Genomic DNA, 23,194 nt, shown 5'->3' with positions numbered 1-23,194 from the left:
TTCATTACTTAAAGTTCGCTTAGCAGAGAAAGTCTGGAAGGTAAAAGTTGCCAATTGGCTTCCTGAGGCAGGCTGTTAAATGTAGGAATATCAGCCTTGTTAGGATATTTATTCACTCCCACAATAACCGTTTTTCCATCCACTACATCCTGTTGCTTTTGCTGTCTGGTCAACTTGATTTCTTCCTGCATTTGATATGAGGCATACAAATGCCACCATCCACCCTCCTGTTCTATCACAGAAAGCTTGTCTTTCACAGCTTCTAAGAGTTGTACTAACAGGTTTTCAATATAATAGCTTCCTGCAGTTGGGTCCATTACCTTATTAAGGTAACTCTCTTCCTGTACTATGGAAGAAATATTCCGACTCATCCGAAGAGAAAAGGCGTCAGCCTCTTTGCTTGCTTGATCAAATGGCAGTACATGGAGTGCATTACAACCGCCGATGACACTAGCCATCGCTTCGCAGGTATTGCGGATCATATTCGTATGTAAATCTTTCTGGGTTTTTGTCCACTGACTTGTAGAAGTGTAGATAAAAATTGATGATGGATCAATTGTCACCCCATACAAGCTCAATAGCTGATGGAAGAATATTCTATAGGCTTTCACTTTTGCTATCTCTTCAAAAAAATCACTTCCCACAGCTGTGCCTACAAAAGTCTTAGAAACTAAATAGGCCACATCCACTCCTTTCATGATCAATCGCTCAGCCAATTCCATCCACGAACCAAATGCATAGGCCAATTCCTGAACAGCATCTGCTCCAGCGTTGTGATAATAGGTCCCCACAATCCCTACTACTTTGAATCCTTGAAAACCTTTTGACAGTTCCAACAACTGATAAGCATCCTCAACCAATTCTGAAAGAGAGTTTTTGAAACGCAATGCATACACCAATCCTCCCCACATAAACGCTCCTTGCAGTTGATCTACGGGAAATTCTATTGCTTTTAGATAGCTCAAAAACTCTTGCAAAATAGCCACAGGCGATCCATGTGGATCTATAAAAACCTGTATGTATTGCAAATGAACATCCCTAAGAAGCACATGGTAATTTTCACCCCCTTTTAGCTCTATGCGGATAGCATCTACTCCATTGGCAAGTGCTTCTAAAATTCTCTTATTAGCTGATTCCTCCTCAACAACTTTTTCATAATGCACATTCGACCAAATTCTAGGGCCCATTCCTGGAATTTCAGAAACAGGGTTGATCAGATTTCTATAAGGCTCAATAAATTCTAATCCCTGATTGTCTTCAGCTGTGAAAAAAGGCTGAATTGGCAAACCTGAAGCTGTTTTTGAAAAGAGGGTTTCTTCAAAATCCTTGCCTCTAAGATCTTTGGTAACCTGTGCAATCCATTCCTCTTTGGATGCTTTAGGGAATGATTCAAAAAGCGATTGAGTCATATTGGGTATTACTAATTAGGTTAAATTTGTGTAAACTCATGCAGACTGTTCCAATAATTTGCATGGGATGGCGTATCTTACCAGTCAAAAATAGCTCCTAATAGTTTCAAAACCCATTATTTTGAACCAAAAGAACATGCGAAAGTCAAAGCATTTGCTAAAATCTATATACAGCCTTCTACTCACTGCATTCCTACTTGCCTGTAGTCCAAGTTTAACTCCCTCTGGAACAGGTCAATTTATAGCAATCTCCGAGGATGTGGAAGTAAAAGACGAAATCAACAATTTTCTTCAACCATTCAAAGAGGCCTTGGAAGCAGAAATGAATGCTGTCATCGGGCAAAGTGAAGAAGAACTAACCAAGGACGGGTCAGGCGAAAGTAAGCTTGGTAATTTGATCACAGATTTTCAAAAGGCATTTGCAGAAGAAACCCTTGGGTATGCTATTGACATTTCCATTATGAACAATGGGGGTATTAGAAATATTCTACCAAAGGGCGATATTAAACTGGGGACCATTTATGAAATCTCCCCTTTTGATAATTACCTGCATGTATTAGAAATTGATGCAGCAGGCATACGTGAACTTGTCAGCTATGCAGCAAGGGGAAGAAACCTTGGGATTGCTGGACTAACTTATCGCAGCGTACAAGGAGAGATTCAAGAAATTTCAATCAATGGACAAGCACTTTCAGAGGAAAAAACCTACCTACTTGCAGCTAATGATTACATTGCCAATGGAGGGGATAATATGAGTTTTTTAATTCCCTTGACTAGAAAAGAAGAAACAGACATTGTATTACGTGATATCTTGATCAATCAAATCAAAAAGGAAACTGCCGCCGGCAATCGAATACACGCAAGCATAGAAGGAAGACAAATAATTGAATAAGCAGATGAACAGACGGATATTTATAAAAAACACAGTTCTAACCGGATTGGGTGTTAGCTTTTTAGGAAATCAACTGTTGGCTGCTCCTAAAAGTAAAAAAATCACTATCCTCCATACCAATGATATGCATAGTAGGATTGAGCCCTTCCCAAATGATGGGGGAAGAAATTCCAATCTTGGGGGCATGAACCGATTGGCAACTGTTGTGGACAAAATCCGATCTGAGGAAGAAAACGTATTACTATTTGATGCGGGTGATGTATTTCAGGGCACTCCTTATTTCAATCTCTACGGAGGTGAAATAGAATTTCGTCTAATGAGCAAGATGGGCTATGATGCAGGTACCTTGGGCAACCATGAGTTTGACAATGGATTGGAAGGAATTGCAAACCAACTTTCTCATGCCAATTTCACTCATGTGATCTCAAATTATGATTTCTCAGATACCATTTTAAAAAATGCATTTGAACCTTATCGGATTTTTCAAAAAGGAGGAGTCAAAGTAGGTGTCTTTGGACTAGGCATTCAATTGGAAGGGCTTGTTGGCAAGAAAAATTACGGGAACACCCTTTATTTAGACCCTGTTTCCGTAGCTTCAGAAATGGTTCAAGAGCTGCAACGCAAGAAATGCGACTTGATCATTTGTCTTTCCCATTTGGGGTACTCCTACCGTACCAACAAAATTGATGATCTGAAGTTGGCATCCCAAGTGGAAGGAATACATTTGATCATAGGAGGTCATACGCACTCCTTTTTGGAAAAACCCACCGAAGTAGCGGGACCAAATGGTTTTCAAACACTTGTAAATCAAGTAGGTACTGGCGCATTAAGGCTTGGGAAGGTTGATTTCACCTTCGATGGCAGAAGCCCTCAAGCTCAAATTAATTCAAAAGTTATCCACATTTAATTCAAACTTGTAGCAGAATTGATTTTTAATTTAGACATATTTTTGTCAACTTTGATGCCCCTGATTTCTGCAAGGGTGTAATCCAGTCCTAAATAAAAAGATTTTAGAATATCGTTCATGAGTGTAGAGGCTACAGCAGTTTGGAATGAGTGCTTGCGTGTGATCGAACAGCATGTCAATGAGCAAAGTTTCAATACTTGGTTCAAGCCAATCAATCCAGTGAAACTGGAGGGAAGTAGCCTTACTATTCAAGTTCCTAGTCAGTTTTTTTACGAATGGCTAGAGGATAATTATATCAATCAGCTAAAGTTAGCTATCAAATCTATCCTCGGCCCTAATGGTCGCTTGGAATATGCGGTCGTTGTAGATCGTGGTAACTCCCAGAATCAGCCTTATGTAGTCAATCTTCCCCATGGCACAGCTACAGGCAATCCTCCAAAAAAGCATACGGGCAATCAGGAAGAAAGCAAAAGCCCTTTTGCCATGCCTTCTTTGAATGATGAGTTATTGCTACAATCCAATTTAAATCCAAACTACACCTTTGGTACTTACATTGAAGGAGACTGTAACCGATTAGCAAGATCAGCTGGGTATGCAGTTGCCACCAAGCCTGGCGTCACTTCATTTAATCCTTTGATGGTATATGGAGGAGTAGGATTGGGAAAAACTCACTTGGTACAGGCCATAGGAAATGAAATAAAAAATGGACCTGAGGAAAAATTCGTTTTATATGTTTCCTCAGAAAAATTTGTAACACAGTTTTTGGATGCAATCAAAGACGGAAATATCAAGCCGTTTACCAATTTCTACATGCAGGTAGATGTCTTGATCATCGATGATATTCAATTCTTGGCTGGAAAGGACAGAACACAGGAAATGTTCTTCCACATATTCAATCACTTGCATCAAAACAAAAAGCAAATCATCATGACCTCTGATTGTCCACCGAAGGATTTGAAAGGGCTTGAAGAGCGCTTAGTCTCCCGATTCAAATGGGGGCTGACGGCCGATTTGCAGATGCCTGATTTTGAAACACGTGTGGCCATTATCAAGCGGAAGATGCAGACAGAGGGTATTTTCATCCCTGATGATGTTATCGAATACCTTGCTTACACAGTAGATACCAATGTGCGTGAGTTGGAAGGGGTTTTGATTTCCCTTATTGCGCATGCCTCACTCAACCGTGTAGAGATCGATCTGGCTTTAGCCAAAACGATCATGAAAAATATCGTCAAGGACATCGAGACGGAAGTTGGTATTGATTTCATTCAGAAGACTTGTGCTGATTATTTTGATATCAAAGTTGATGATCTGAAGGCAAAGACCCGTAAAAAAGAAATTGTAACTGCCCGTCAGGTAGCTATGTATTTTGCCAAGGAGTTTACCAATCACTCTTTGAAATCAATCGGGTATCATTTTGGTGGCAGAGACCACAGTACGGTTATTCATGCTGTACAAACAGTCAATGATTTGATGGATACGGACACAGCCTTTAGAAATGCTGTGAATGAATTGAAAAAGAAATTCAAAATGAAGGCCATCTAAGCCTCTTTTTAGGAGGATTGGCTTTTATAAAAGAGTTCTACCAATTGCTTAGCTTTGGCAATAGAAGAATAAATTCCATTTTTCACTCCAATTTCCATCTCTTTGATAGATTTTTGAACCAAAGGATGTTGGTAAAAAGTAGTCTCTAATAAAAACCGAATATGTTCATGCATCCAATTGACCCGCTGCTGGGATCGGTTAGCATCGAAAAAACCATTTCCCTGTACTTTGTCACGATATTCTTGAATCATCTCCCAAATTTCCGGCAGCCCGGATGCAGTCAATCCAGAGCACACTTTGACCTGGGGAAACCAAAAACTTTCCTTTGCAGGAAAAAGGTGGAGTGCATTAGCATACTCTCGCCTGGCACGCTTAGCTGCCTCAGCCATCTCCCCATCAGCCTTATTAATTACCAAAGCATCACACATTTCCACTATACCTTTTTTGATCCCTTGCAACTCATCCCCTGCTCCTGCAAGCATCAGCAATAAAAAGAAATCAACCATCCCCTTCACTGCTATTTCCGACTGACCCACCCCTACTGTCTCGATGATAATCACATCAAAGCCCGCTGCCTCACAAAGCAACATTGCTTCACGGGTCTTGGCACTGACTCCTCCTAGCGTAGAACCAGCTGGACTAGGCCGGATATAGGCCCGCTGATCTCTCGCAAGCGTCTCCATTCTTGTCTTATCGCCTAGGATACTACCCTTGGTTTGCTGGGAGGAAGGATCAATAGCTAATACAGCCAATTTATGACCTTTTTCAACCAATAAGGCCCCAAAACTCTCAATGAATGTGCTTTTTCCAACTCCAGGAACACCTGTAATTCCTATACGAATCGACTTTCCTGTGAATGGCAAAATCCCCTCCACCACAGCAGCTGCTAATACCTTATCAGATTCAAGGGAGCTCTCTACCAAGGTAATGGCTCTACTTAAAAGAATTCGATCACCGGACAATATGCCTTGGATATAAACTTCTGGAGCAAATCGATTTCTACTACTCAAGACTTTGATTTTTATTTGAAGGTATGAAAATTATTTGAAAGGCTGAACCCGAAAAGATTCCTGACCCATGGCATTTTTTTCGTAAACCGCTATACAAGAGCGCTCAAAAGTCGATTCAAAATGAGGACTGTTCGGATTCAATTGCTTAGGTGTATTGAGTACATTATCAAAGAAATATACCGTAGTGGATCCATACTTGGTATGCGGCATAAACTTCCCATACTGTTCCAATTCTTCCAGATTTTCACTAGAGGTATAGACAGCATAAATCCGTTTGACAGGTCCTGTATTATTTTCGTTTCGATAAAAAGCCATCTCTTGAAACTCCCCTTCCAATTGCCCCACTCCTGGCTGATTAAAAGATTCATACATAAACCAGATGATCAAAACTCCAACTACTGAACTCAATAGATAGAACGTGTTCTTTGCTCTCATTATCCTAGCTGTTTTGAATTATAAGCCTTAATTTAGAGGAAAAATTCAAAGATGGCATTCGATTATATCAAAGCTTTGCACATCATTTTCATAGTCACTTGGTTTGCAGGACTTTTCTACATTGTCCGCTTATTTATTTATCAGCGAGAAGCCTACGACAAATCCCCTGAAGAGCAAAAAATATTACTTCCCACACTCAACCTAATGGCTCAGCGTTTGTGGTACATCATTACCTGGCCTTCTGCCATTTTAACATTTATTTTTGGCTTTTGGACACTGTCCTACCGCTGGGGATTTACAGAAATGGGTTGGATGCAGGCAAAACTTATCTTTGTATTGTTATTGTACGTATATCATTTTATCTGCCATAAAATTTACTTAGACCTTCAGCAAGGAAAAGTCACCCTTAGCTCCATGAAGTTGCGCATGTGGAACGAAGTATCTACTGTGTTGTTATTTGCAATAGTATTCCTTGTAGTGCTGAAAAGTTTAATCAGTGTGATATGGGGTATAGTTGGCTTGATTGGATTAAGTGTGGTCATGATGCTTGGCATCAAGTGGTATAAACGTGTAAGAGAAGCATAAATTACTAAATATGAAAAAGTTATCAATTTGGATTGTACTTGGTTTGCTCATTGGGAGCGCAGGGTGTTCAGGCAAGGAACGTGAAGAGGAGAGCAGTGGCAAATTACCGATATTAGGTCACTCCTACATCAACGAATTTGAAATGGAAGGAAAAATGGTTAAAGACACCATTTATCATAAGATTGCAGATTTCTCCTTCATTAATCAAGAAGGACAAGCTATTAGCAATTCGGATGTTGCAGGAAAAGTATATGTAGCAGATTTTTTCTTTACTACTTGCCCTACCATCTGCCCTACTATGAAGGCACAAATGCTTCGGGTATATGAGGAGTTCAAAGATTATCCAAATTTCCAGATCTTAAGCCATACGATTGATCCAATACATGATACTCAGGAAGTATTGAAGGAATATGCTGGGCGCATTGGGGTAGAAAATGCGTCTACTTGGCATTTCTTGACAGGAGATCAGGAGAAAATATTTGAAATCGGACAGACAAGCTACCTGACCACCGCTATGGAGGATCAAAATGAGCCCGGAGGATATTTACACTCGGGAGCATTTATTCTGATCGATCAGCAAGGAAGAATCCGCGGACTTTATGATGGCACGAAAGAAGACCAAGTTAATCGTCTAATGAAAGACATACCAAAACTGCTGCAATAATTATGAATAGGTTGAAATGGGTATTTCCACTTTTGGCAAGTGTCCTAATCGCTTGCCAAGGAAGCAATAAGCCCGATAGTGAGAAAGGATTGGCAGACATACGGGACAGCAAAGTCCTGCAATTTGCCATAGAGGGGAAAACCATCTACGAAAACCTGTGTGCCAATTGTCATGGATCCGACGGAATGGGACTTGGAAGACTTATTCCTCCCATCAATGGAGCGGATTACTTCAAAGAAGATATTGGAAGAACAGTTCGGATCATCAAAAACGGTCAGGAGGGATCCATCATTGTGAACGGGATAGAATACAATGGGGTCATGCCTGCAAATTCAAAATTAACGACGATTGAAATCTCCAAATTAACGACATACTTATACAATATTTGGGGAGAATCTAGAGGAATCATCAGTTCCTCTGATATCGAAAAATATCTCAATGAAAAAGGGAGCGACTAGCTCCCTAATTCTTTTTTTGCATTTTCTATAGAAGACTTGATGTCTCGGTTGACTTTCTCTACCAAGACTTTTTGTTCCAATAAATACTCGTACACTTCTTCTTCGCTTCCTTCATAATTGGATTGAAATTGACGCATCCATACAAACATTCCTTCAAAGGCATCCTCTAAGTTATCCGCATAAGCCTGTAAACGCTTGATCTCTTCGGCATTTTTCTCAGCATCTTCTGCACCTAATTGCTCCACCTTTTCCAAAAGTGATTTCTTTAAGGAGCGTAATTCACCCATGCGTGGCATCACCTCATCATGTATATCAATCACTTCCTGCTTAAGGACTTGATTTTCATCTACTTGTTCCTGCTTACAACTACTAACAATTAAAGCCACGAACAAAAAACTTCCAAAAATTTTAAAAATATTCTTCATCTTCAAAGCGGTTTCATCGCAAAGAAAAGGATTTTAACACCCAAAACAAAAAAAAATATTTAAATATTACATTTTTTATGTGTTTTCCAGTTCACAATATGAGTTCCAAACAAAGCCAAAGATGCTCCCAAGGAGACAAACAACATGGAGTTATGCAAGTCATGCAATAAAATAGCTACTGAAAAAATGGAAACTGACATCCAAAGTGCTAATTTTATGGCACGGGAGTTCGCTTGCTTAGATGCTTGAAACACTGCCACCAATGCCAATAGTATGAAGAGGTAATCAAGCATGTGCCAATCCCAATGAAAATGAAAATACCCATGTTCGTGGTCATGATGATGATGTCCAGCATGGCCATCCATGTTTTTGACAATAAAGCCAAGTGATACAAACAATGGAACAGCCAAGCAATGTATCATACACAAAACCGATGCTGACATTCCCAGAAAGTCAGCTTTTGGTATAGAAAGTCTTTTGATTACTTGCAACATAATTGCAAATTAAATACATTCACGTTCAATAACCAAACAAATGAAAACATATTGTTTTGCCAATGAAGGCATCCTAGAAACGGCCAAAGCACAGATTCATCCAATGGATATTGGACTGATTCGCGGATATGGTATTTTTGACTTTCTCAGGACTCAAGAATACAACCCAATGTTCTTGCAAGATTACTTAGATCGTTTTACTCGCTCAGCAGAAAAAACACATCTATATTTACCCTACTCTAAGGAGGACTTAAGGCAAATCATTTTGGAGCTGATTGATAAAAATGACCTGAAAGAAGGTGGAATTCGAATGGTTCTAACCGGAGGAGTCTCCGAAAATCATTTTAGTCCAACCAAAGGGAGTCTTTTTATATTCAATGAGGCGTTGGATTTTCCTGCTCAACAAAAATATGAGCAAGGAGTCAAGCTTCTGAGTGTGGAACACGTACGGGCTATAGCAGATATCAAAACTACCAATTATGCGTTCCCTGTTTGGCACAGTGCACAGTGGAAAGCAGCAGGTGCTGATGATGTACTCTATCATTGGAACGGGATAGTTTCAGAAAGTTCAAGATCCAATATTTTTGTGATCAAGGACGGCAAGGTATCCACACCCGACAACCATATTCTCCATGGCATCACGAGAAAACGTACCCTAGAACTTGTCCCTGATACAGCTATCCGTGAAATTAGTTTCCCTGAAGTATTAGCGGCAGATGAATTATTTATCACGAGTACAACCAAAAAAATTCTCCCTATCACAAAAATAGATGATCATATCATAGGGAATGGAAAAGTGGGACCGAAGACACAACAATTGATAAAGGAATTTGCTGCTATGGAAGTAGCCGTATTAAGTTAAAAAAAGAAAGCCTGCTGATGACTCAACAGGCTTTTTTTGAAATATAGTAAGGGCTATTAATTGCTCAATAGCTCTGCATCTACCAATATATACATCAGCTTTTCAGGATCTTTATCGTTGAGGGTTAATTTTCCCTTGACGCGTACTTTTTTGCTCGTATACTTGATTGGATTTTTGAGCATCACTTCCATAACCGTCTCAGGTCCACCACTCCCACAGAAAAAGCATTCTGCTAGAGGCAAGGAAGAAAGAATGATATGTTCTGGCTTAAACATTCCTTCAAAAGGAATAATAAAACCATCAGCTTCAACTACTTTCCCTTCCAAGTTTTTGATTTTACTTCCGAAAACGGGAATATATAATTCGCCAAACTCATCCTGTCCGATTTTGTAGGTCACCTCGGACAAATCTCTCCACACAGAAAAACTTGTCTGTGCAAAGGACTGAACAGTACTAAGTAACAGCACAAGGACGAATAGCTTCAAGGTTTGAAATTTCATAAACGCTTTTAATTGAATAATTTGTTGCAAGTTAAGACTTGGTTAGCTGTTTGGCAATATCTGTTTGATAAGCGTTCCAAGCAGGTATAAGAGAGGCTAAAACCCCCACCACAAGGGCATAAACTATAATCCATAACTCTTCCGGTAAAAATACCATTGCGCTTAATGTACTCAAGGCACCCTGATCATTTTGTGCAACCAATGCAAAGAGAAATCCATGGCCTATCACTATCCCTGTAACTGCACCTAAAAAGGTTAGGATGACCCCTTCCAAGACTATGTGGATAAAGAGTTGCCCACTAGAAGCTCCTAAGGTCCTCATCACAGCTAAATCATATTTCCGCTCTTTCAGGGAATTAAATAAAGCAATGAAAATACCTAGACCTGCAATTACAATGATAATAACTGCCAATCCTTGAATCAATTTAACCCCGAAACCCAAAAGCTCAAATAACCTGGAGATCTCAAATGCAGGGGAAGCGGCTTGCAAAGAACTTCGACTATTAATAAACCTCGGCAATTGGACTGCTGCCATTGGATTTCTATACTGCACCAACATAGAGGTGATTTCTCTATCTTCATCTGTTTCAGGAAATCCTCTTTTGGCAACTGTTTGGGTAAACTTATCGTGGTCATGATCTTCATCATGGGTATACCACACAGATTCCATACTTGTTAATACAAGCTTGTCCAGCACATTGCCCATAGGCTTGAGAATACCGGTAATGGTATATGGGTGCTCATCATGTGCATGACTAGAGGCTCCGATTCCATGAGAACCTATAAAGTTATCTCCAACTTTTAAGTTGAGTTTTTGCGCTACCTCCGCACCCAAAACCACCTCAAATGGAACTTCCCAAAGTGTCCCCTCTCCTACCTCAGCATTATATAGCTCAATGTAATCATAATTGGTACCTACGATTCGATATCCTGAATAATTATCGCCCAAACCTAGAGGAATAGTATTTTTCACCAATCGATTATTGGCAATCGACTTAGCTTCGGCCATATCGATATTCCCAGTAGGGAAATCAATATGATATACACTGGAAAGAATCAATTGTAAAGGGCTACCCTTTGCACCAACAACCAAATCCACTCCCTCTGCATCTTTGGTCATTTTCTTTTCAAATTGATCCTGAACCAATATCAATACAGTGATAATTGCCAAACCCAAAGCCAATAATAAAATATTGAGTGTAGTGCTCAGTGGCTTCGCTATCAGATATTTCCAACTTAATTTCAATAAATTCATCGAGCACCTCCTACTGTCAATTGATTAGCAATATGATTTTTGACACGTTGGTCATGGGTAACAATCACCAACGCAGCCTGAAATTGGGAAGCTTGATGCTGGAGTAGTTTGATGACCTTTGCGGCATTTTCATCGTCCAAGCTTGCTGTAGGCTCATCTGCCAAAATCAACTTTGGCTGATTGGCCAAGGCACGGGCTATGGACACGCGCTGTGCTTCACCTTCACTTAAGGTCTGCACTCGTTGCTTTCTTTTCTCCCAAATCCCCAGATTTTTTAATATTTGTTCATTCTGATCACCTTTGCCAGAAACAAAATAATTGGCGATTTTCAAGTTTTCTTCCACTGAAAGTGCGGACAGAATATGAGGCTTCTGGAAAATAATCCCAATGTTACTACCTCTAAACTTGTCCAACTTGGAACCTGAGAGCGAATATAAATCCACCCCATTGACAGTAACGGTCCCTTTTTGAGGCTGAAGTAAGCCTGCAATAATATTTAAAATGGTTGTTTTTCCACTTCCAGATTTACCCAAAATCAGTAATTCCCCTCCTGCATCGAGGTGGATATCGGGTATATCAAATGGTTGTGATGTTTCGTACTTGAATGCTACATTCTGTAAGGTTAACATGCTTATCGTTTTAATGGCAAGGTCACAAAGAAGGTGGTACCTTGGTTGGTTTTGCTGACAAAAGTAATATCACCATGCAAAACCTCCACGCATTTTTTGACAATGGACAGCCCAAGACCAGAACCTTCTATGATTCCTACGTTTTTTGCTCTAAAGAAACGACTGAATAGCTCACTATGTTCGCTTTCCGGAATACCAATTCCTTGGTCTTTCACTTCTGCTTTTAAACAATCTCCTTCTTGCCAAACATTAAACTCTACAGTTTTACCTTCTTTAGAGTATTTTAAAGCATTGGAAAGGAGGTTTTCAAAAATCTGATACAAGAGATCTGGATCGGATGTAATGGTCTTTGGAAGCTTAACAAAATTAGTAACCAACTTCACATCATGTTCCGCTCCTGCTTTGACCACATCCACCACTTCATTCAACATAGCAGCCAAAAACATCTTTTGTGGTTTAAAATCAATTTTGTTAGCATCAGCCTTTCCAAAGAACAAAACTGATGTTAGCAAGCTATTAAGGTTTCTAACAGAAGTTTCTATTTTGTCTGCATGCTTTGTGATTTTTGCCTTAAAGGGGTGATCCTTTTCAGCATATTTTTTCAAAAGCTGAGCAGAACTCAAAATAGAGGTTAGCGGTGTTTTAAAGCCATGGGACACATTAAGTACGATTCTGGACTTCAACTCCCCAATTTCTCGCTCCTTTTCTAAGGCTCTTGTTAATTCTTTGTTAGCTTCTGCCAAATCCTTTGTTCGTTGACGAACCTTCTCTTCCAATTCGTTATTGAGCTTTTGGAGCTCTTTTTCTTTACGATCTTTGAAAATAGCTAGTTCAATCACCATGTTTAATTCGCGAATATTGAAGGGTTTAATAACATAAGCGGAGGGATTAGTTCCAACAACCTTATTAAGAGTCTCGGTATCTGAACTCGCACTTAGATATACTACAGGAATATTAAACTTATCATTGATAATCTCTGTAGTACGTATACCATCCAATTCACCGGCCAAGCTAATATCCATCATTACAATATCTGCCTGATTTTCCGCCAGTATATCCAATGCAAATTCCCCAGTTTCAGAAATTGCAATAATTTGATGATTATTTTTCTCCAATGCTTTTTTAAGAAGCAAAGCTGAAACTTGATCATCTTCAACAATAAGTATCTTCAAAGGAAACATAGCTTTTTTGGATTAGCTTTAATAAATAACAAGTTATAAAGATATTAAAAAACTAATCTCTTTCTAAAGGGATAAACACCAAAACTCTTGTACCCTCTCCTTTTTTACTTTCAATTTCAATAGACCCCCTCATTAAATCAATGGCGCTTTTAGTAATTGCTAAACCTAATCCAGTACCTTCATATCGTCTGAGATAACCATTACTTTCTTGTTCAAATGGTTGAAAAATGCGATTCATAAACTCTTCACTGATTCCGACACCTTGATCTTCAATTACTAAAGCCATTTTATCACTTACTTTGTTAATCTTGACAGAAATCAATCCTTTTTCTGAATATTTGATTGAATTACCAATAAGATTATTCAAAACTATCTCAATATATCTCTGATCTATCTTACCCAAAAAAGGCTGTTTTTGATATTTAACAGTCAATAGAATCCCTTTTTTCATTGCTAAAGCCTTAAGAGGCATAAGCACTTTAGCTACAAAATCATTAATATTTGTTTCATTATAATTTAGGTCCATTTTGTTAGCTTCAATTTTTGATAGATCCAATATGCTATTAATTGTACCTAACAACCGCTCACCAGACTCTGTAATGATTTCTAATTGCTCCACCAACTCTTGTTCATCAGCTCGTTGCAAAATAATATTCTCAGCAGTACTCAAAATACCTGTTAGTGGAGTCCTGATTTCGTGGCTCATATTGGATAAAAAGCTACTCTTCATGCGGCTAGACTCCTCAGCTCTTTCTTTTGCTGCCTGTAACCTTTGTTCTTGTTGAGACTGCTTGGTTATATCTCTAAATACTGAAAGAAAAACTCTTTTCCCTTCAAATTCAGTTTTCAATTCAGTAGAAAAATAATCTATAACTTTAATCCCTGATTTAAATGGCATATCCATTTCTAAACTTAGGGTAGTGGAAGCCTCTTGATTAACAAGATTTTCGATTTCTTTTCTCTTAACATCATAAAATGTTGGATCTGAGAAAATCTCCCATAAATAACTATCCTCCAAACTTTTTTCAGATAACCCGACTAATGTCGATAAACTAGGGTTCACCGCAACAATTTTCCCTTCTTCTGTGCTCAAACACAATCCATCTTTGGAGCTCAACCAGACATTTTTAAATTGATCTTCTGTGACGGAGGCCTCATAAATTTTCTCATCAATCGCCTGCTTCAAAATCCCTTTTTCTTTGAGTTGGGTCAAGAGTGTACTCACTAGGTATCCAATTAAAAAGAAAATCAGTAGGACAATTAAAATAAACCACAAACGCAAATAGACTGGCTTAAGAATTTCAAAATCATTAGATGAGACTATGGCTGTTTCGACTTGATTACCCAGGCTGATTTTCATGTGGAAACGATAATTGCCGGGAGGGAGGTTACTAAAAGTAATGGAATTAGATCTAGGATTAACTACCTGCACCCAATCCTCATGAAAACCCTCCAAATAGTAATAAACAATATAATCCAGACTCTGAAGGAAGGAAGGAGCCAAATACTTCACTTCAATAAAATTGGTAGTGGAAGGAACTTGACGCAATTCTTGATTATCTTCATCGGTATTGAGTACAGCCAAAGACGTGATTTCTAATATTGGTGCTGGTAGATCAACATTTTCCTCTAAAGGATTAAAAAGTGATAAGCCTTTATGTGTACCTATCAGCAATTGCCCGCTTGGAGTTTTTCTCAGAGCTCCTCTGTTAATCTCCGAACCCGCTAAACCACTTTTCTCATTAAAATTCTTAATAAGCTTTTCATCGATTAAAAACAAACCCTTGTCAGTACCAGCCCAAACCCTTCCTTGCTCGTCCTGCTTCAATGCATATACAGGTCGCGGGATTTTTTGTCCGTGATATTCAAAATCTTTCAGTCCTTGTTTATTAAAAATCTTTAACCCTTTTTCTGTTCCAACCAAAATACCAGTATCCAACTCCAAATAATCAAAGCCTACAACAAACAAGTGATTGGGGCTTACGCGAATGGAATCATCTGTATACACATTACCTCCTAAAAGCACCATTAATTTTCCATCGGAAATCTCACCAATTTTTCGCACATAAAACTCTCTTAATTGACTTAACTGTTTCCAATGCTCGGTCACTTCATTACGGAATAATTCTTTCCCTCTATCTCGAATAGACGCTTGATATACTTTTCTCTTAGCACTGATAAAAAGAGAATCACCTACCGGAAATACTCCGATTATCTCATCATTAGAAGAAGAGTTAACAAAGTCAATTTTTCTCTGTTCGGGAAAATATTTACCTACACCTTGCTGATGCCCTGAAATCCAAATCTGACCATTTTTGTCTGAAACAATATTCGTAATTCGATTACGGGGTTGACTCAATAACTCAGGAAAGTGTTGTATTGTATAAACTCTACCTTTTTCCCATTGCTGTACTCCATTATTAAACCCAAGGAGATAACTCTCATCCCTCATCACATGCACAGCCGTCACCTCATCGTCTATAAATTCTCTACGGTTGTAATTGACAAACATTAACGAGAAAACATTGACCAACCCTCTCGTGGATGCTAACCAAATAATCCCTTCCCTATCTACCAAAGCAGCAGTCAAGCTATAGGATCGCAAACTTTGCATGGTCTCAATTTTGAGTCTTCTATCCAGTATAGGATCATACTGCATGAGTTGGGAATTAAAAAAAAAGTAGACTTTACCATTATGAATCTGCAGGTATGTGTAATCAACGTGCGTATATTGAGGCTCTTCAAAACCAGCTGTCACAATTTTTTCTACTTTAGTAAGCAAATTACCTTTTGCTAAAAAATTTCTCCCTAAAAAGTAGTAGGTATCTTGATCCTTTGCGACATGATAAATGGAACCAGCAGAAAAAGAATTCTCAATTTCAAAAAAATTGGGTTGTCCTTCTTTAAGTGAAATAATCCTGTTTTCAAAAAATAAAAGCAATTCTCCAGATTCTTCAAAATGAGAATAAAAAAAACCAAGCTCTGAATGAGGTAAATCATAGGACAACCATCTAGACTCTGCTCTATCTTGCAAGTAAAGCTTTTCCTCATCCAACATCACAACTTTTTTATCAGCCCCTTTACCAAAAACAACTACACGCTTATACAACTCGGTAGCTTGAGCTACAATATCTTCGGGAAGCGCTAACTCACGCCATGTCAATTGATCGTAGAAAAAGACTTTGGCTTTTTTGGTATGATTGAACAACCAAACCCATCCATCCTTATCCAAAAACATTCCTATATCATTACTTAACTCAGCCTGTACGGATGCAGGGATGGAAAAAGTCGAAAATCCATCAGAGTAGTAAACCCCCATTGAAGTATTAAACCACATTCTTCCTTTAGCATCCTGAAGAAGACCTTTAATTGTTTCGGAAGGCAAATCCACTCCTCGAATCTGACGATTAAAGGTGAAAGACTGACCATAGAGCCCAAAACCAAAAAAAAGAAATATAACAATAAGTAAATAACACCGCATCGATCACTAAGAATACCGACTAAATTAGAAAAAGTTATGGTAAGTGGAAATTATATGGATAATGTTTATCATTTCTTTTTGCAGTAGACGGTATTCTTTTAATTTTGTGACAAACTAAAAATTAACCGTAGATGAGTGTTTTAGTCAACAAGAATTCTAAAGTGATCGTGCAAGGCTTTACCGGTTCGGAAGGTTCTTTTCACGCACAGCAAATGATAGAATATGGCACCAATGTAGTAGGTGGTGTGACTCCGGGAAAAGGTGGGACTACCCACTTGGAAAAACCCGTGTTTAATTCTGTAGAAGAGGCTGTTCAAAAAACAGGAGCAGACACTTCCATCATTTTTGTTCCACCGGCTTTTGCAGCGGATGCTATCATGGAAGCTGCTGAGGCAGGTATCAAAGTTATCATTGCCATCACTGAGGGAATTCCTGTGGCTGACATGATGAAAGCTAAGCCTTACATCAAAGAAAGAGGCGCTACATTGATCGGCCCTAACTGTCCAGGGGTAATTACTCCAGGAGAAGCGAAAGTTGGAATTATGCCAGGTTTCGTATTTAAGCAAGGCAGAGTAGGTATCGTTTCCAAATCAGGGACCTTGACTTATGAAGCTGCTGACCAAATCGCCAAAGCAGGATTGGGAGTATCTACAGCGATTGGTATCGGTGGTGACCCAATTATTGGTACATCTACCAAAGATGCTGTGCAATTGTTGATGGAAGATCCTGAAACAGATGCTATCGTTATGATTGGTGAAATCGGCGGAAACTATGAAGCAGAAGCTGCAAAATGGATCCGTGAAAATGGTAACAAAAAGCCAGTAGTAGGGTTCATCGCAGGTCAGACAGCGCCTCCAGGACGTAGAATGGGCCACGCAGGTGCTATCATTGGTGGTGCTGATGACACAGCCGCTGCAAAAATGCGTATCATGGGAGAAAATGGTATCCACGTAGTAGATTCTCCTGCTGAAATCGGCGCCGTAATGGCGAAGGTTTTGGGCGTAGAAGCTTAATCGACTAATACAATTACCAGCTTAAATAGCTAGCGAATGATAATAAAACCCGAGGTGAATTCTTCGGGTTTTTTACTTCTATAGGATGGGTTCACTTTTTAACTATTGAAATACTCCTTTTCTGATTATATTTTGAATAAATTACATGAGCCATCATAATCATTTATGCCTCCACAAACCATCATCATCTATTCCTCCGTCGATGGTCAGACTAAAAAGATCTGCGAGTATGTCCAATCTCTTCTGAGTGAGTTCAAGGAAGAAGTCAAACTCCTGAGTATAGAAGATTTTATACAGGAGGAACTTTCATTAGATGTATTTTCTAAAATAATTTTGGCCTCTAGCATTCGCTATGGTAAGCACAATCAGGAGATAACTGCGCTTATACATCAGGAGCATCAAATACTCCAAACCAAGACAGCTGCATTCATTTCCGTCAATCTGGTAGCTAGAAAAAAAGAAAAAAGTAGCTACAACACCAATCCCTATGTCATCAAATTTCTTCAAACCATTCCTTGGAAACCTACGGTAACAGCAGTTTTTGCAGGCCAATTGAATTACAAAATCTATTCTTTTTGGGATAAATTACTGATCCGTCTGATTATGAAATTAACCAAAGGGCCTACTGACCCAAACACCGATATAGAATACACAGATTGGGAAGCTGTAGATGCCTTTGCCAAAAAATGGCACAGCCTTAAATAAGTACTTATTTTAAGCAGATCACTTCAGTCATTAGCTAAGTTTTATTAGTTTAGGAACTTATTGATGCAAGCTTATGAGAACTTTTTACACAGAGCATGGGAAAATAGTCTTTGATTCGAATAGAATCTTGATTGAGGATAATGCTAAAAAGGAAAAATACACCCAAATATTTTTGGGTTCTATGGGATTTTTACTTGGACTGTCAATGATTTATAAATCTTTTACGGAAGGGTTTATTTCAGAATTTGGAATCTTTATTTGTCTTTTAAACGCTATACTCATCATTTTGTACCTCATGCGAGATTTTTCAAATGAAATTCCATTTTCAAAAATCCAATCGATCCGAGTAAAAAATAGATTGGGAAATGTGTATTTAAAAATCAAGCTTACCAATAATCGAGCAAGGTATGTCCGCGGAGCTTTTACAAAAGAGAAGCTAGAAAATTTTCTGGCAGAAGAATTTCAAAAAAATAGCCTTTCACCAACAAGAGTTTAGAGAAAGGCTATATATAAGCGTTGATTTTTTCTTTTTTAATACGCTCGTACCACTTTACCTTCCATATAGTTGGCAAATGCACGATTAACCACACGCATACCTCCCGAAGTCGGGAAATCGCCTGTAAAATACCAATCCCCTAAGTGATCTGGTATGCATTTATTGAGATTTTCTACTGTTTGATACAATACCTTGACCTCTGCGCGTATTTCAGGTGTAGTAATGATTTCTGCAATTTTATCTGAGATCTCCTGATCGGTAAAGGGTGCATATAACTCCTTTACATAATTATCGGTCAGAATCTGCTGCGTAGTACACTTCTCATATACCTGGTCCATCAAATTATCGATCCCACGTTCCTTTAATAAGGCTACAGCTGCTCTAAAAGCAATGAAGTCCTTCATCTTGGACATATCAATACCATAGCAATCAGGATATCGGATTTGAGGAGCAGAAGACACTATCACAATCCGCTTGGGATTTAGCTTATCCAAAGTCGTCAAGATACTTTTCTCCAAAGTGGTACCGCGCACAATGGAGTCATCAATTACCACCAAGGTATCAATACCTGCCCTGACTACCTCATAGGTGGTATCGTACACATTCGCTACCATGGCATCTCTATCCGAGTCATTGGTAATGAATGTCCGTAACTTCACATCCTTACTCACCAACTTCTCAACTCTCGGACGGAAATTGAGCAACTCTTCCAAATCTTCTAAGTGAGGCTTACCCTCTAATAGAATCTCTTTTCTCTTAGCTGCCAAATAATCTTCCAACCCCTCAATCATTCCCAAAAAGGCTGTTTCGGCAGTATTGGGAATGTATGAGAAAACTGTATTTTTCAGATCAAAATCAATCGCCTTCAATACCTGTGGAATCAAAGCCTTACCGAGCAGTTTCCGCTCCCGATAGATATCCGGATCTGTACCTCTTGAAAAGTAAATACGCTCAAAACTACACGACTTGCGCTCACGGGCAGGTAGAATTTCATGCTCTGCGTAAGATCCGTTTTTATTGATGACCAAGGCGTGCCCCGGTTGAATTTCTTTAATTTCATTATAATCAACGTTGAATGCTGACTTGATAGCTGGCTTTTCGGAAGCCACTACAACAAACTCATCGTCTGCAAAGTAATACGCCGGACGAATCCCTGAAGGATCTCTTACAACGAAGCTACTTCCATTTCCAATCATACCCGCCATTGCATATCCTCCGTCAAAGTCTCTACAAGACCTCCGAAGAATCCTTGCCACATCCAATTCATTTTCGATGATATGCGTCAGCTGCTCGTTGGTATATTCGTGTTTGTATTTGTCAAAAATCCGTTGGTTTTCTTCATCCAAAAAGTGCCCGATTTTTTCCATGACTGTTACGGTATCAGTCTTTTCTTTGGGATGCTGTCCCAATTGTACTAATTTATCAAAAAGTTCCTCTACATTGGTCATGTTGAAATTTCCAGCCATGACTAAATTCCTACTTCTCCAGTTATTTTGCTTTAAAAATGGGTGGCATGTTTCTATGCTATTTTCTCCGTGGGTTCCGTAGCGAAGATGGCCTAACCAAACCTCCCCAGTAAAAGCAATGTTTTCCTTCAACCAAGCTGCATCCAAGATACCTTTTTCTCCTGCCTGCTTTTTCGCTTTTTTATATTTCTTCTGGATTTTTTCGAAGATATCATTGACTGCTTGAGGCTCTATCGAACGGTACCGACTGATATAACGAGTCCCTGGAGATGTATTGATTTTGATATTGGCCACACCTGCACCATCTTGTCCCCTATTGATCTGCTTTTGCATCAATACATACAACTTATTAGGGATAAAAAGCGGTGAACCGTACTTATCTAGGTAATATTGAGGGTCTTTCCTCAATCGAATCATGGCAATACCACACTCGTGCTTGATTTGATCACTCATTTGATTTGGGCAAAATATCCTGGAGAATGCAAAGGTAGCTCTTTTTTAGAAGTTTATAGAAGCTTTAAAAAATTGATTTCACTTTTATTTCGTCACAAGTGCGGATTCTACATAAAACCTTTTTCTTCAACATTTATACCTTGGCAATCTTTACATCCAAAAACGGCATCCACTCCTCCGCATTACGCATTGCATATTCAGCCAAATAAAAGCTCAAGGTAGGTTTAAATGGCTGAGAACGCAATTTCAAACCGGACTGCTCGGGTGATTTATCTCCTTTATAGACATTGCAGCGATTACAAGCGGTAATCAAGTTTGTCCAACTTGTCTTTCCTCCTTTTGATTTTGGAATGATATGATCAATAGTCAGGTTTTTGGTTGACCCACAATATTGGCATTCGTTTCCATCTCGTTTAAATAAATTATTCCTATTTAAGAGTACACTTTTAAACGGAATGTTTTTGTATTCATTCAAGCGGATGACCGCAGGATATTTAAATTCTTGACTGACGGTTCGAATCGACAAATTATCAAAATGGCTTAAGGTAGTCACCTTATCTAAAAATGAAAGAACAAGCGCTTTCTGCACCGTGACAACGCCCACGGGCCTGTGATCCAAATTCAACACCAATACTCGTTTTTCCATCACCCACTAATATAAAATCTTTGTGTGGAAAAACCTGTTGTTCAAAAGGAATGTTTTTAAAACTTCATTCTTTCTAGCTCCCGTTTGGTGTCTTTTGCCTTGATGCTTTCGCGTTTGTCGTGTAGTTTTTTACCTCTTGCCAAGGCAATTTCCACCTTTGCCAGCCCTTTGTCATTGATAAAAACCCGAACAGGAATTATGGACAGACCTTTTTCAGAAAACTTTCCTTCAATTTTATCCAATTCCTGTTTATTGAGCAAAAGTTTACGCTCTCGGACAGCATCGTGGTTATAACTCGCTGCCATGGAGTATGGGGCAATGTGCATTTGCTTGATAAACAACTCCCCTCTCCTAAAATAACAATAGGCCTCTGTCAAAGATACCTTACCTTCCCGGATGGATTTGATCTCTGTCCCCTTCAACTGAATCCCCGCCACATATTTATCAATGAATTCAAACTCAAAACTTGCCTTCTTATTCTTGATATTTATGATTTTCTCAAATCTATTTTTCTTCGTTGTCATCGTTACTCCTCAATTTGGTTTCCCTGAGTTAAAACTCAGGGCTATTGATTTTTTATTCGCATCAAACTTCTCGCTTCTAATCTCTCACTTCTCGTCTCTCACTTCTCGTCTCTCACTTCTCGTCTCTCGCTTCTAATCTCTCGCTTCATCCAATCTTCATCCTCGCCTCCGGCACTACATCCAAGCCCACAAACTCCCCTTTCAAATACTTGTAATGCGCAGCCATTGCGATCATAGCCGCATTATCTGTACAGTATTCAAATTTTGGCACGTAGACATTCCAATGATGCTTTTGGGCCAAGGATGCTAATTCATCCCGCAAACCGCTGTTGGCAGAAACTCCACCAGCTATAGCGATTTCCTTGATTTTGTACTGATTGGCTGCTTTTTTAAGCTTTTGCATCAGCATTTTGATCAAGGTGTATTGAACAGACGCCGCTATATCTGCCAAGTTTTCTTCAATAAACTGAGGGTTTTCTTTTAATCGATCTCTTAGGAAATAAAGGACCGCAGTTTTGATACCAGAAAAAGAAAAATTCAAACCTGGCATATCAGATACCGGAAATTCGAATGCCTTTGGATTTCCTTCTTTGGCATATTTATCGATCAAAGGACCTCCGGGATATGGTAACCCCATAAGTTTGGCCGTCTTGTCAAAGGCTTCTCCAACTGCATCATCCGTTGTCTCTCCGATGACCTCCATATCCAAGTAGTCTTTCACCAAGACCAATTGCGTATGCCCTCCACTGACCGTCAAACAAATAAATGGAAACTTAGGCTTAGGATCTTCAATAAAATGAGCCAAAATATGCGCTTGCATATGATTGATATCAATCAATGGGATGTCCAAGGCAAATGCCATAGCTTTAGCAAATGACACCCCCACCATTAGGGAACCCATTAGCCCTGGACCTCGCGTAAAAGCTATCGCAGATAATTCTTCTTTGGCAATACCTGAAGATGCTATTGCTTCATGAATGACAGGAATCAAGTGCTGCTGATGGGCTCGGGAAGCCAACTCAGGAACAACCCCACCATATTTTTCATGGACAGATTGCGTTGCGATTATATTATTAAGTACTTTGCCATCAGAAATAATAGCTGCGGACGTTTCATCACAGGATGATTCGATGGCGAGAATAGTTATTTTCATTTGAGA

Annotated in this window: 24 protein-coding genes; 10 read left to right on the top strand and 14 right to left on the bottom strand. The window is 39.1% G+C overall.

Annotated features, from left to right (window positions below; genetic code table 11):
* Window positions 1–8: 8 nt before the first annotated feature.
* Window positions 9–1,409, bottom strand: coding sequence for a methylmalonyl-CoA mutase family protein (locus tag IE080_RS12655; RefSeq protein WP_189583046.1), 1,401 nt, complete (start codon window positions 1,407–1,409; stop codon window positions 9–11).
* Between the two features lie 136 nt (window positions 1,410–1,545).
* On the opposite strand from IE080_RS12655, the gene IE080_RS12650 reads away from it, so the two are divergent.
* The 3 genes from IE080_RS12650 (at window position 1,546) to dnaA (ending at window position 4,753) form a co-directional block, all read left to right on the top strand.
* Complete coding sequence (locus IE080_RS12650) at window positions 1,546–2,301, top strand: 5'-nucleotidase C-terminal domain-containing protein (protein ID WP_189583043.1); 756 nt, start codon at window positions 1,546–1,548, stop codon at window positions 2,299–2,301.
* Between the two features lie 4 nt (window positions 2,302–2,305).
* Entirely contained in the window at window positions 2,306–3,208 is a 903-nt protein-coding gene (locus IE080_RS12645; RefSeq protein WP_189583040.1) for a bifunctional metallophosphatase/5'-nucleotidase, read from the top strand.
* Between the two features lie 117 nt (window positions 3,209–3,325).
* Window positions 3,326–4,753, top strand: coding sequence for a chromosomal replication initiator protein DnaA (dnaA, locus tag IE080_RS12640; RefSeq protein WP_189583037.1), 1,428 nt, complete (start codon window positions 3,326–3,328; stop codon window positions 4,751–4,753).
* A gap of 8 nt (window positions 4,754–4,761) precedes the next feature.
* Here dnaA and meaB read toward each other — a convergent pair whose 3' ends face one another.
* Together meaB and IE080_RS12630 are read right to left on the bottom strand one after the other, a co-directional pair.
* Window positions 4,762–5,763 carry a methylmalonyl Co-A mutase-associated GTPase MeaB gene (gene meaB / locus IE080_RS12635; protein ID WP_189583035.1) on the bottom strand — a complete coding sequence of 334 codons (1,002 nt, stop codon included), beginning with the start codon at window positions 5,761–5,763 and terminating at the stop codon, window positions 4,762–4,764.
* Between the two features lie 30 nt (window positions 5,764–5,793).
* The gene (locus tag IE080_RS12630; RefSeq protein WP_189583032.1) at window positions 5,794–6,198 is read right to left on the bottom strand and encodes a hypothetical protein; all 405 of its coding nucleotides are present in this window, start codon (window positions 6,196–6,198) and stop codon (window positions 5,794–5,796) included.
* 51 nt (window positions 6,199–6,249) lie between these two features.
* On the opposite strand from IE080_RS12630, the gene IE080_RS12625 reads away from it, so the two are divergent.
* The 3 genes from IE080_RS12625 to IE080_RS12615 are packed head-to-tail and all read left to right on the top strand — an operon-like array spanning window position 6,250 to window position 7,905.
* Complete coding sequence (locus IE080_RS12625; protein ID WP_189583029.1) at window positions 6,250–6,783, top strand: CopD family protein; 534 nt, start codon at window positions 6,250–6,252, stop codon at window positions 6,781–6,783.
* A gap of 10 nt (window positions 6,784–6,793) precedes the next feature.
* Window positions 6,794–7,447 (top strand): SCO family protein, encoded by a 654-nt coding sequence (locus tag IE080_RS12620; RefSeq protein WP_189583026.1) that lies wholly within the window; start codon window positions 6,794–6,796, stop codon window positions 7,445–7,447.
* 2 nt (window positions 7,448–7,449) lie between these two features.
* Window positions 7,450–7,905 (top strand): c-type cytochrome, encoded by a 456-nt coding sequence (locus tag IE080_RS12615; RefSeq protein WP_189583023.1) that lies wholly within the window; start codon window positions 7,450–7,452, stop codon window positions 7,903–7,905.
* On the opposite strand, the gene IE080_RS12610 is transcribed toward IE080_RS12615, so the two are convergent.
* Together IE080_RS12610 and IE080_RS12605 are read right to left on the bottom strand one after the other, a co-directional pair.
* Complete coding sequence (locus IE080_RS12610; RefSeq protein WP_189583020.1) at window positions 7,902–8,330, bottom strand: hypothetical protein; 429 nt, start codon at window positions 8,328–8,330, stop codon at window positions 7,902–7,904. The two genes, IE080_RS12615 and IE080_RS12610, sit on opposite strands and share 4 nt — an antisense overlap.
* 59 nt (window positions 8,331–8,389) lie before the next feature.
* The gene (locus IE080_RS12605; RefSeq protein WP_189583017.1) at window positions 8,390–8,824 is read right to left on the bottom strand and encodes a MerC domain-containing protein; all 435 of its coding nucleotides are present in this window, start codon (window positions 8,822–8,824) and stop codon (window positions 8,390–8,392) included.
* A gap of 40 nt (window positions 8,825–8,864) precedes the next feature.
* On the opposite strand from IE080_RS12605, the gene IE080_RS12600 reads away from it, so the two are divergent.
* Complete coding sequence (locus IE080_RS12600) at window positions 8,865–9,686, top strand: aminotransferase class IV (RefSeq protein WP_189583014.1); 822 nt, start codon at window positions 8,865–8,867, stop codon at window positions 9,684–9,686.
* A gap of 56 nt (window positions 9,687–9,742) precedes the next feature.
* On the opposite strand, the gene IE080_RS12595 is transcribed toward IE080_RS12600, so the two are convergent.
* The 5 genes from IE080_RS12595 to IE080_RS12575 are packed head-to-tail and all read right to left on the bottom strand — an operon-like array spanning window position 9,743 to window position 16,732.
* Window positions 9,743–10,186 (bottom strand): hypothetical protein, encoded by a 444-nt coding sequence (locus tag IE080_RS12595; protein ID WP_189583011.1) that lies wholly within the window; start codon window positions 10,184–10,186, stop codon window positions 9,743–9,745.
* Window positions 10,187–10,217: 31 nt separating this feature from the next.
* A complete protein-coding gene (locus tag IE080_RS12590) occupies window positions 10,218–11,441 on the bottom strand; it encodes an ABC transporter permease (protein ID WP_189583009.1) in 1,224 nt (407 codons plus the stop codon).
* Window positions 11,438–12,070 (bottom strand): ABC transporter ATP-binding protein, encoded by a 633-nt coding sequence (locus tag IE080_RS12585; RefSeq protein WP_189583006.1) that lies wholly within the window; start codon window positions 12,068–12,070, stop codon window positions 11,438–11,440. The genes IE080_RS12590 and IE080_RS12585 overlap by 4 nt, the downstream gene beginning before the upstream one ends.
* A gap of 2 nt (window positions 12,071–12,072) precedes the next feature.
* On the bottom strand, window positions 12,073–13,251 hold the full coding sequence (locus IE080_RS12580; RefSeq protein WP_189583004.1) for a hybrid sensor histidine kinase/response regulator: 1,179 nt from the start codon (window positions 13,249–13,251) through the stop codon (window positions 12,073–12,075).
* Between the two features lie 52 nt (window positions 13,252–13,303).
* Window positions 13,304–16,732: a sensor histidine kinase gene (locus tag IE080_RS12575; RefSeq protein ID WP_189583000.1), complete on the bottom strand. Its 3,429-nt coding sequence runs from the start codon at window positions 16,730–16,732 to the stop codon at window positions 13,304–13,306.
* A gap of 131 nt (window positions 16,733–16,863) precedes the next feature.
* Between IE080_RS12575 and sucD the strand changes: the two genes are divergently transcribed.
* The 3 genes from sucD to IE080_RS12560 all read left to right on the top strand — a co-directional run bounded on the left by sucD (window position 16,864) and on the right by IE080_RS12560 (window position 18,946).
* A complete protein-coding gene (gene sucD, locus IE080_RS12570; RefSeq protein ID WP_189582998.1) occupies window positions 16,864–17,745 on the top strand; it encodes a succinate--CoA ligase subunit alpha in 882 nt (293 codons plus the stop codon).
* A 165-nt stretch (window positions 17,746–17,910) separates the two neighbouring features.
* Window positions 17,911–18,450: a menaquinone-dependent protoporphyrinogen IX dehydrogenase gene (hemG, locus tag IE080_RS12565; protein ID WP_189582996.1), complete on the top strand. Its 540-nt coding sequence runs from the start codon at window positions 17,911–17,913 to the stop codon at window positions 18,448–18,450.
* A gap of 127 nt (window positions 18,451–18,577) precedes the next feature.
* Entirely contained in the window at window positions 18,578–18,946 is a 369-nt protein-coding gene (locus IE080_RS12560; protein ID WP_189582994.1) for a hypothetical protein, read from the top strand.
* 35 nt (window positions 18,947–18,981) lie between these two features.
* Here IE080_RS12560 and IE080_RS12555 read toward each other — a convergent pair whose 3' ends face one another.
* The 4 genes from IE080_RS12555 to tsaD form a co-directional block, all read right to left on the bottom strand.
* Window positions 18,982–20,865: an amidophosphoribosyltransferase gene (locus IE080_RS12555; protein ID WP_189582992.1), complete on the bottom strand. Its 1,884-nt coding sequence runs from the start codon at window positions 20,863–20,865 to the stop codon at window positions 18,982–18,984.
* A gap of 133 nt (window positions 20,866–20,998) precedes the next feature.
* Window positions 20,999–21,511: an HNH endonuclease gene (locus IE080_RS12550; RefSeq protein WP_189582990.1), complete on the bottom strand. Its 513-nt coding sequence runs from the start codon at window positions 21,509–21,511 to the stop codon at window positions 20,999–21,001.
* Between the two features lie 56 nt (window positions 21,512–21,567).
* Window positions 21,568–22,035 carry an SsrA-binding protein gene (gene smpB / locus IE080_RS12545; RefSeq protein ID WP_189582988.1) on the bottom strand — a complete coding sequence of 156 codons (468 nt, stop codon included), beginning with the start codon at window positions 22,033–22,035 and terminating at the stop codon, window positions 21,568–21,570.
* Between the two features lie 145 nt (window positions 22,036–22,180).
* The gene (tsaD, locus tag IE080_RS12540; RefSeq protein WP_189582985.1) at window positions 22,181–23,188 is read right to left on the bottom strand and encodes a tRNA (adenosine(37)-N6)-threonylcarbamoyltransferase complex transferase subunit TsaD; all 1,008 of its coding nucleotides are present in this window, start codon (window positions 23,186–23,188) and stop codon (window positions 22,181–22,183) included.
* Window positions 23,189–23,194 lie beyond the last annotated feature (6 nt).

It is taken from the genome of Mongoliitalea lutea, assembly GCF_014652135.1.
GTDB lineage: Bacteria > Bacteroidota > Bacteroidia > Cytophagales > Cyclobacteriaceae > Mongoliitalea > Mongoliitalea lutea.
Note: the sequence above shows the minus strand (reverse complement) of the source record. Positions and strands in the feature narration are given on the sequence as shown.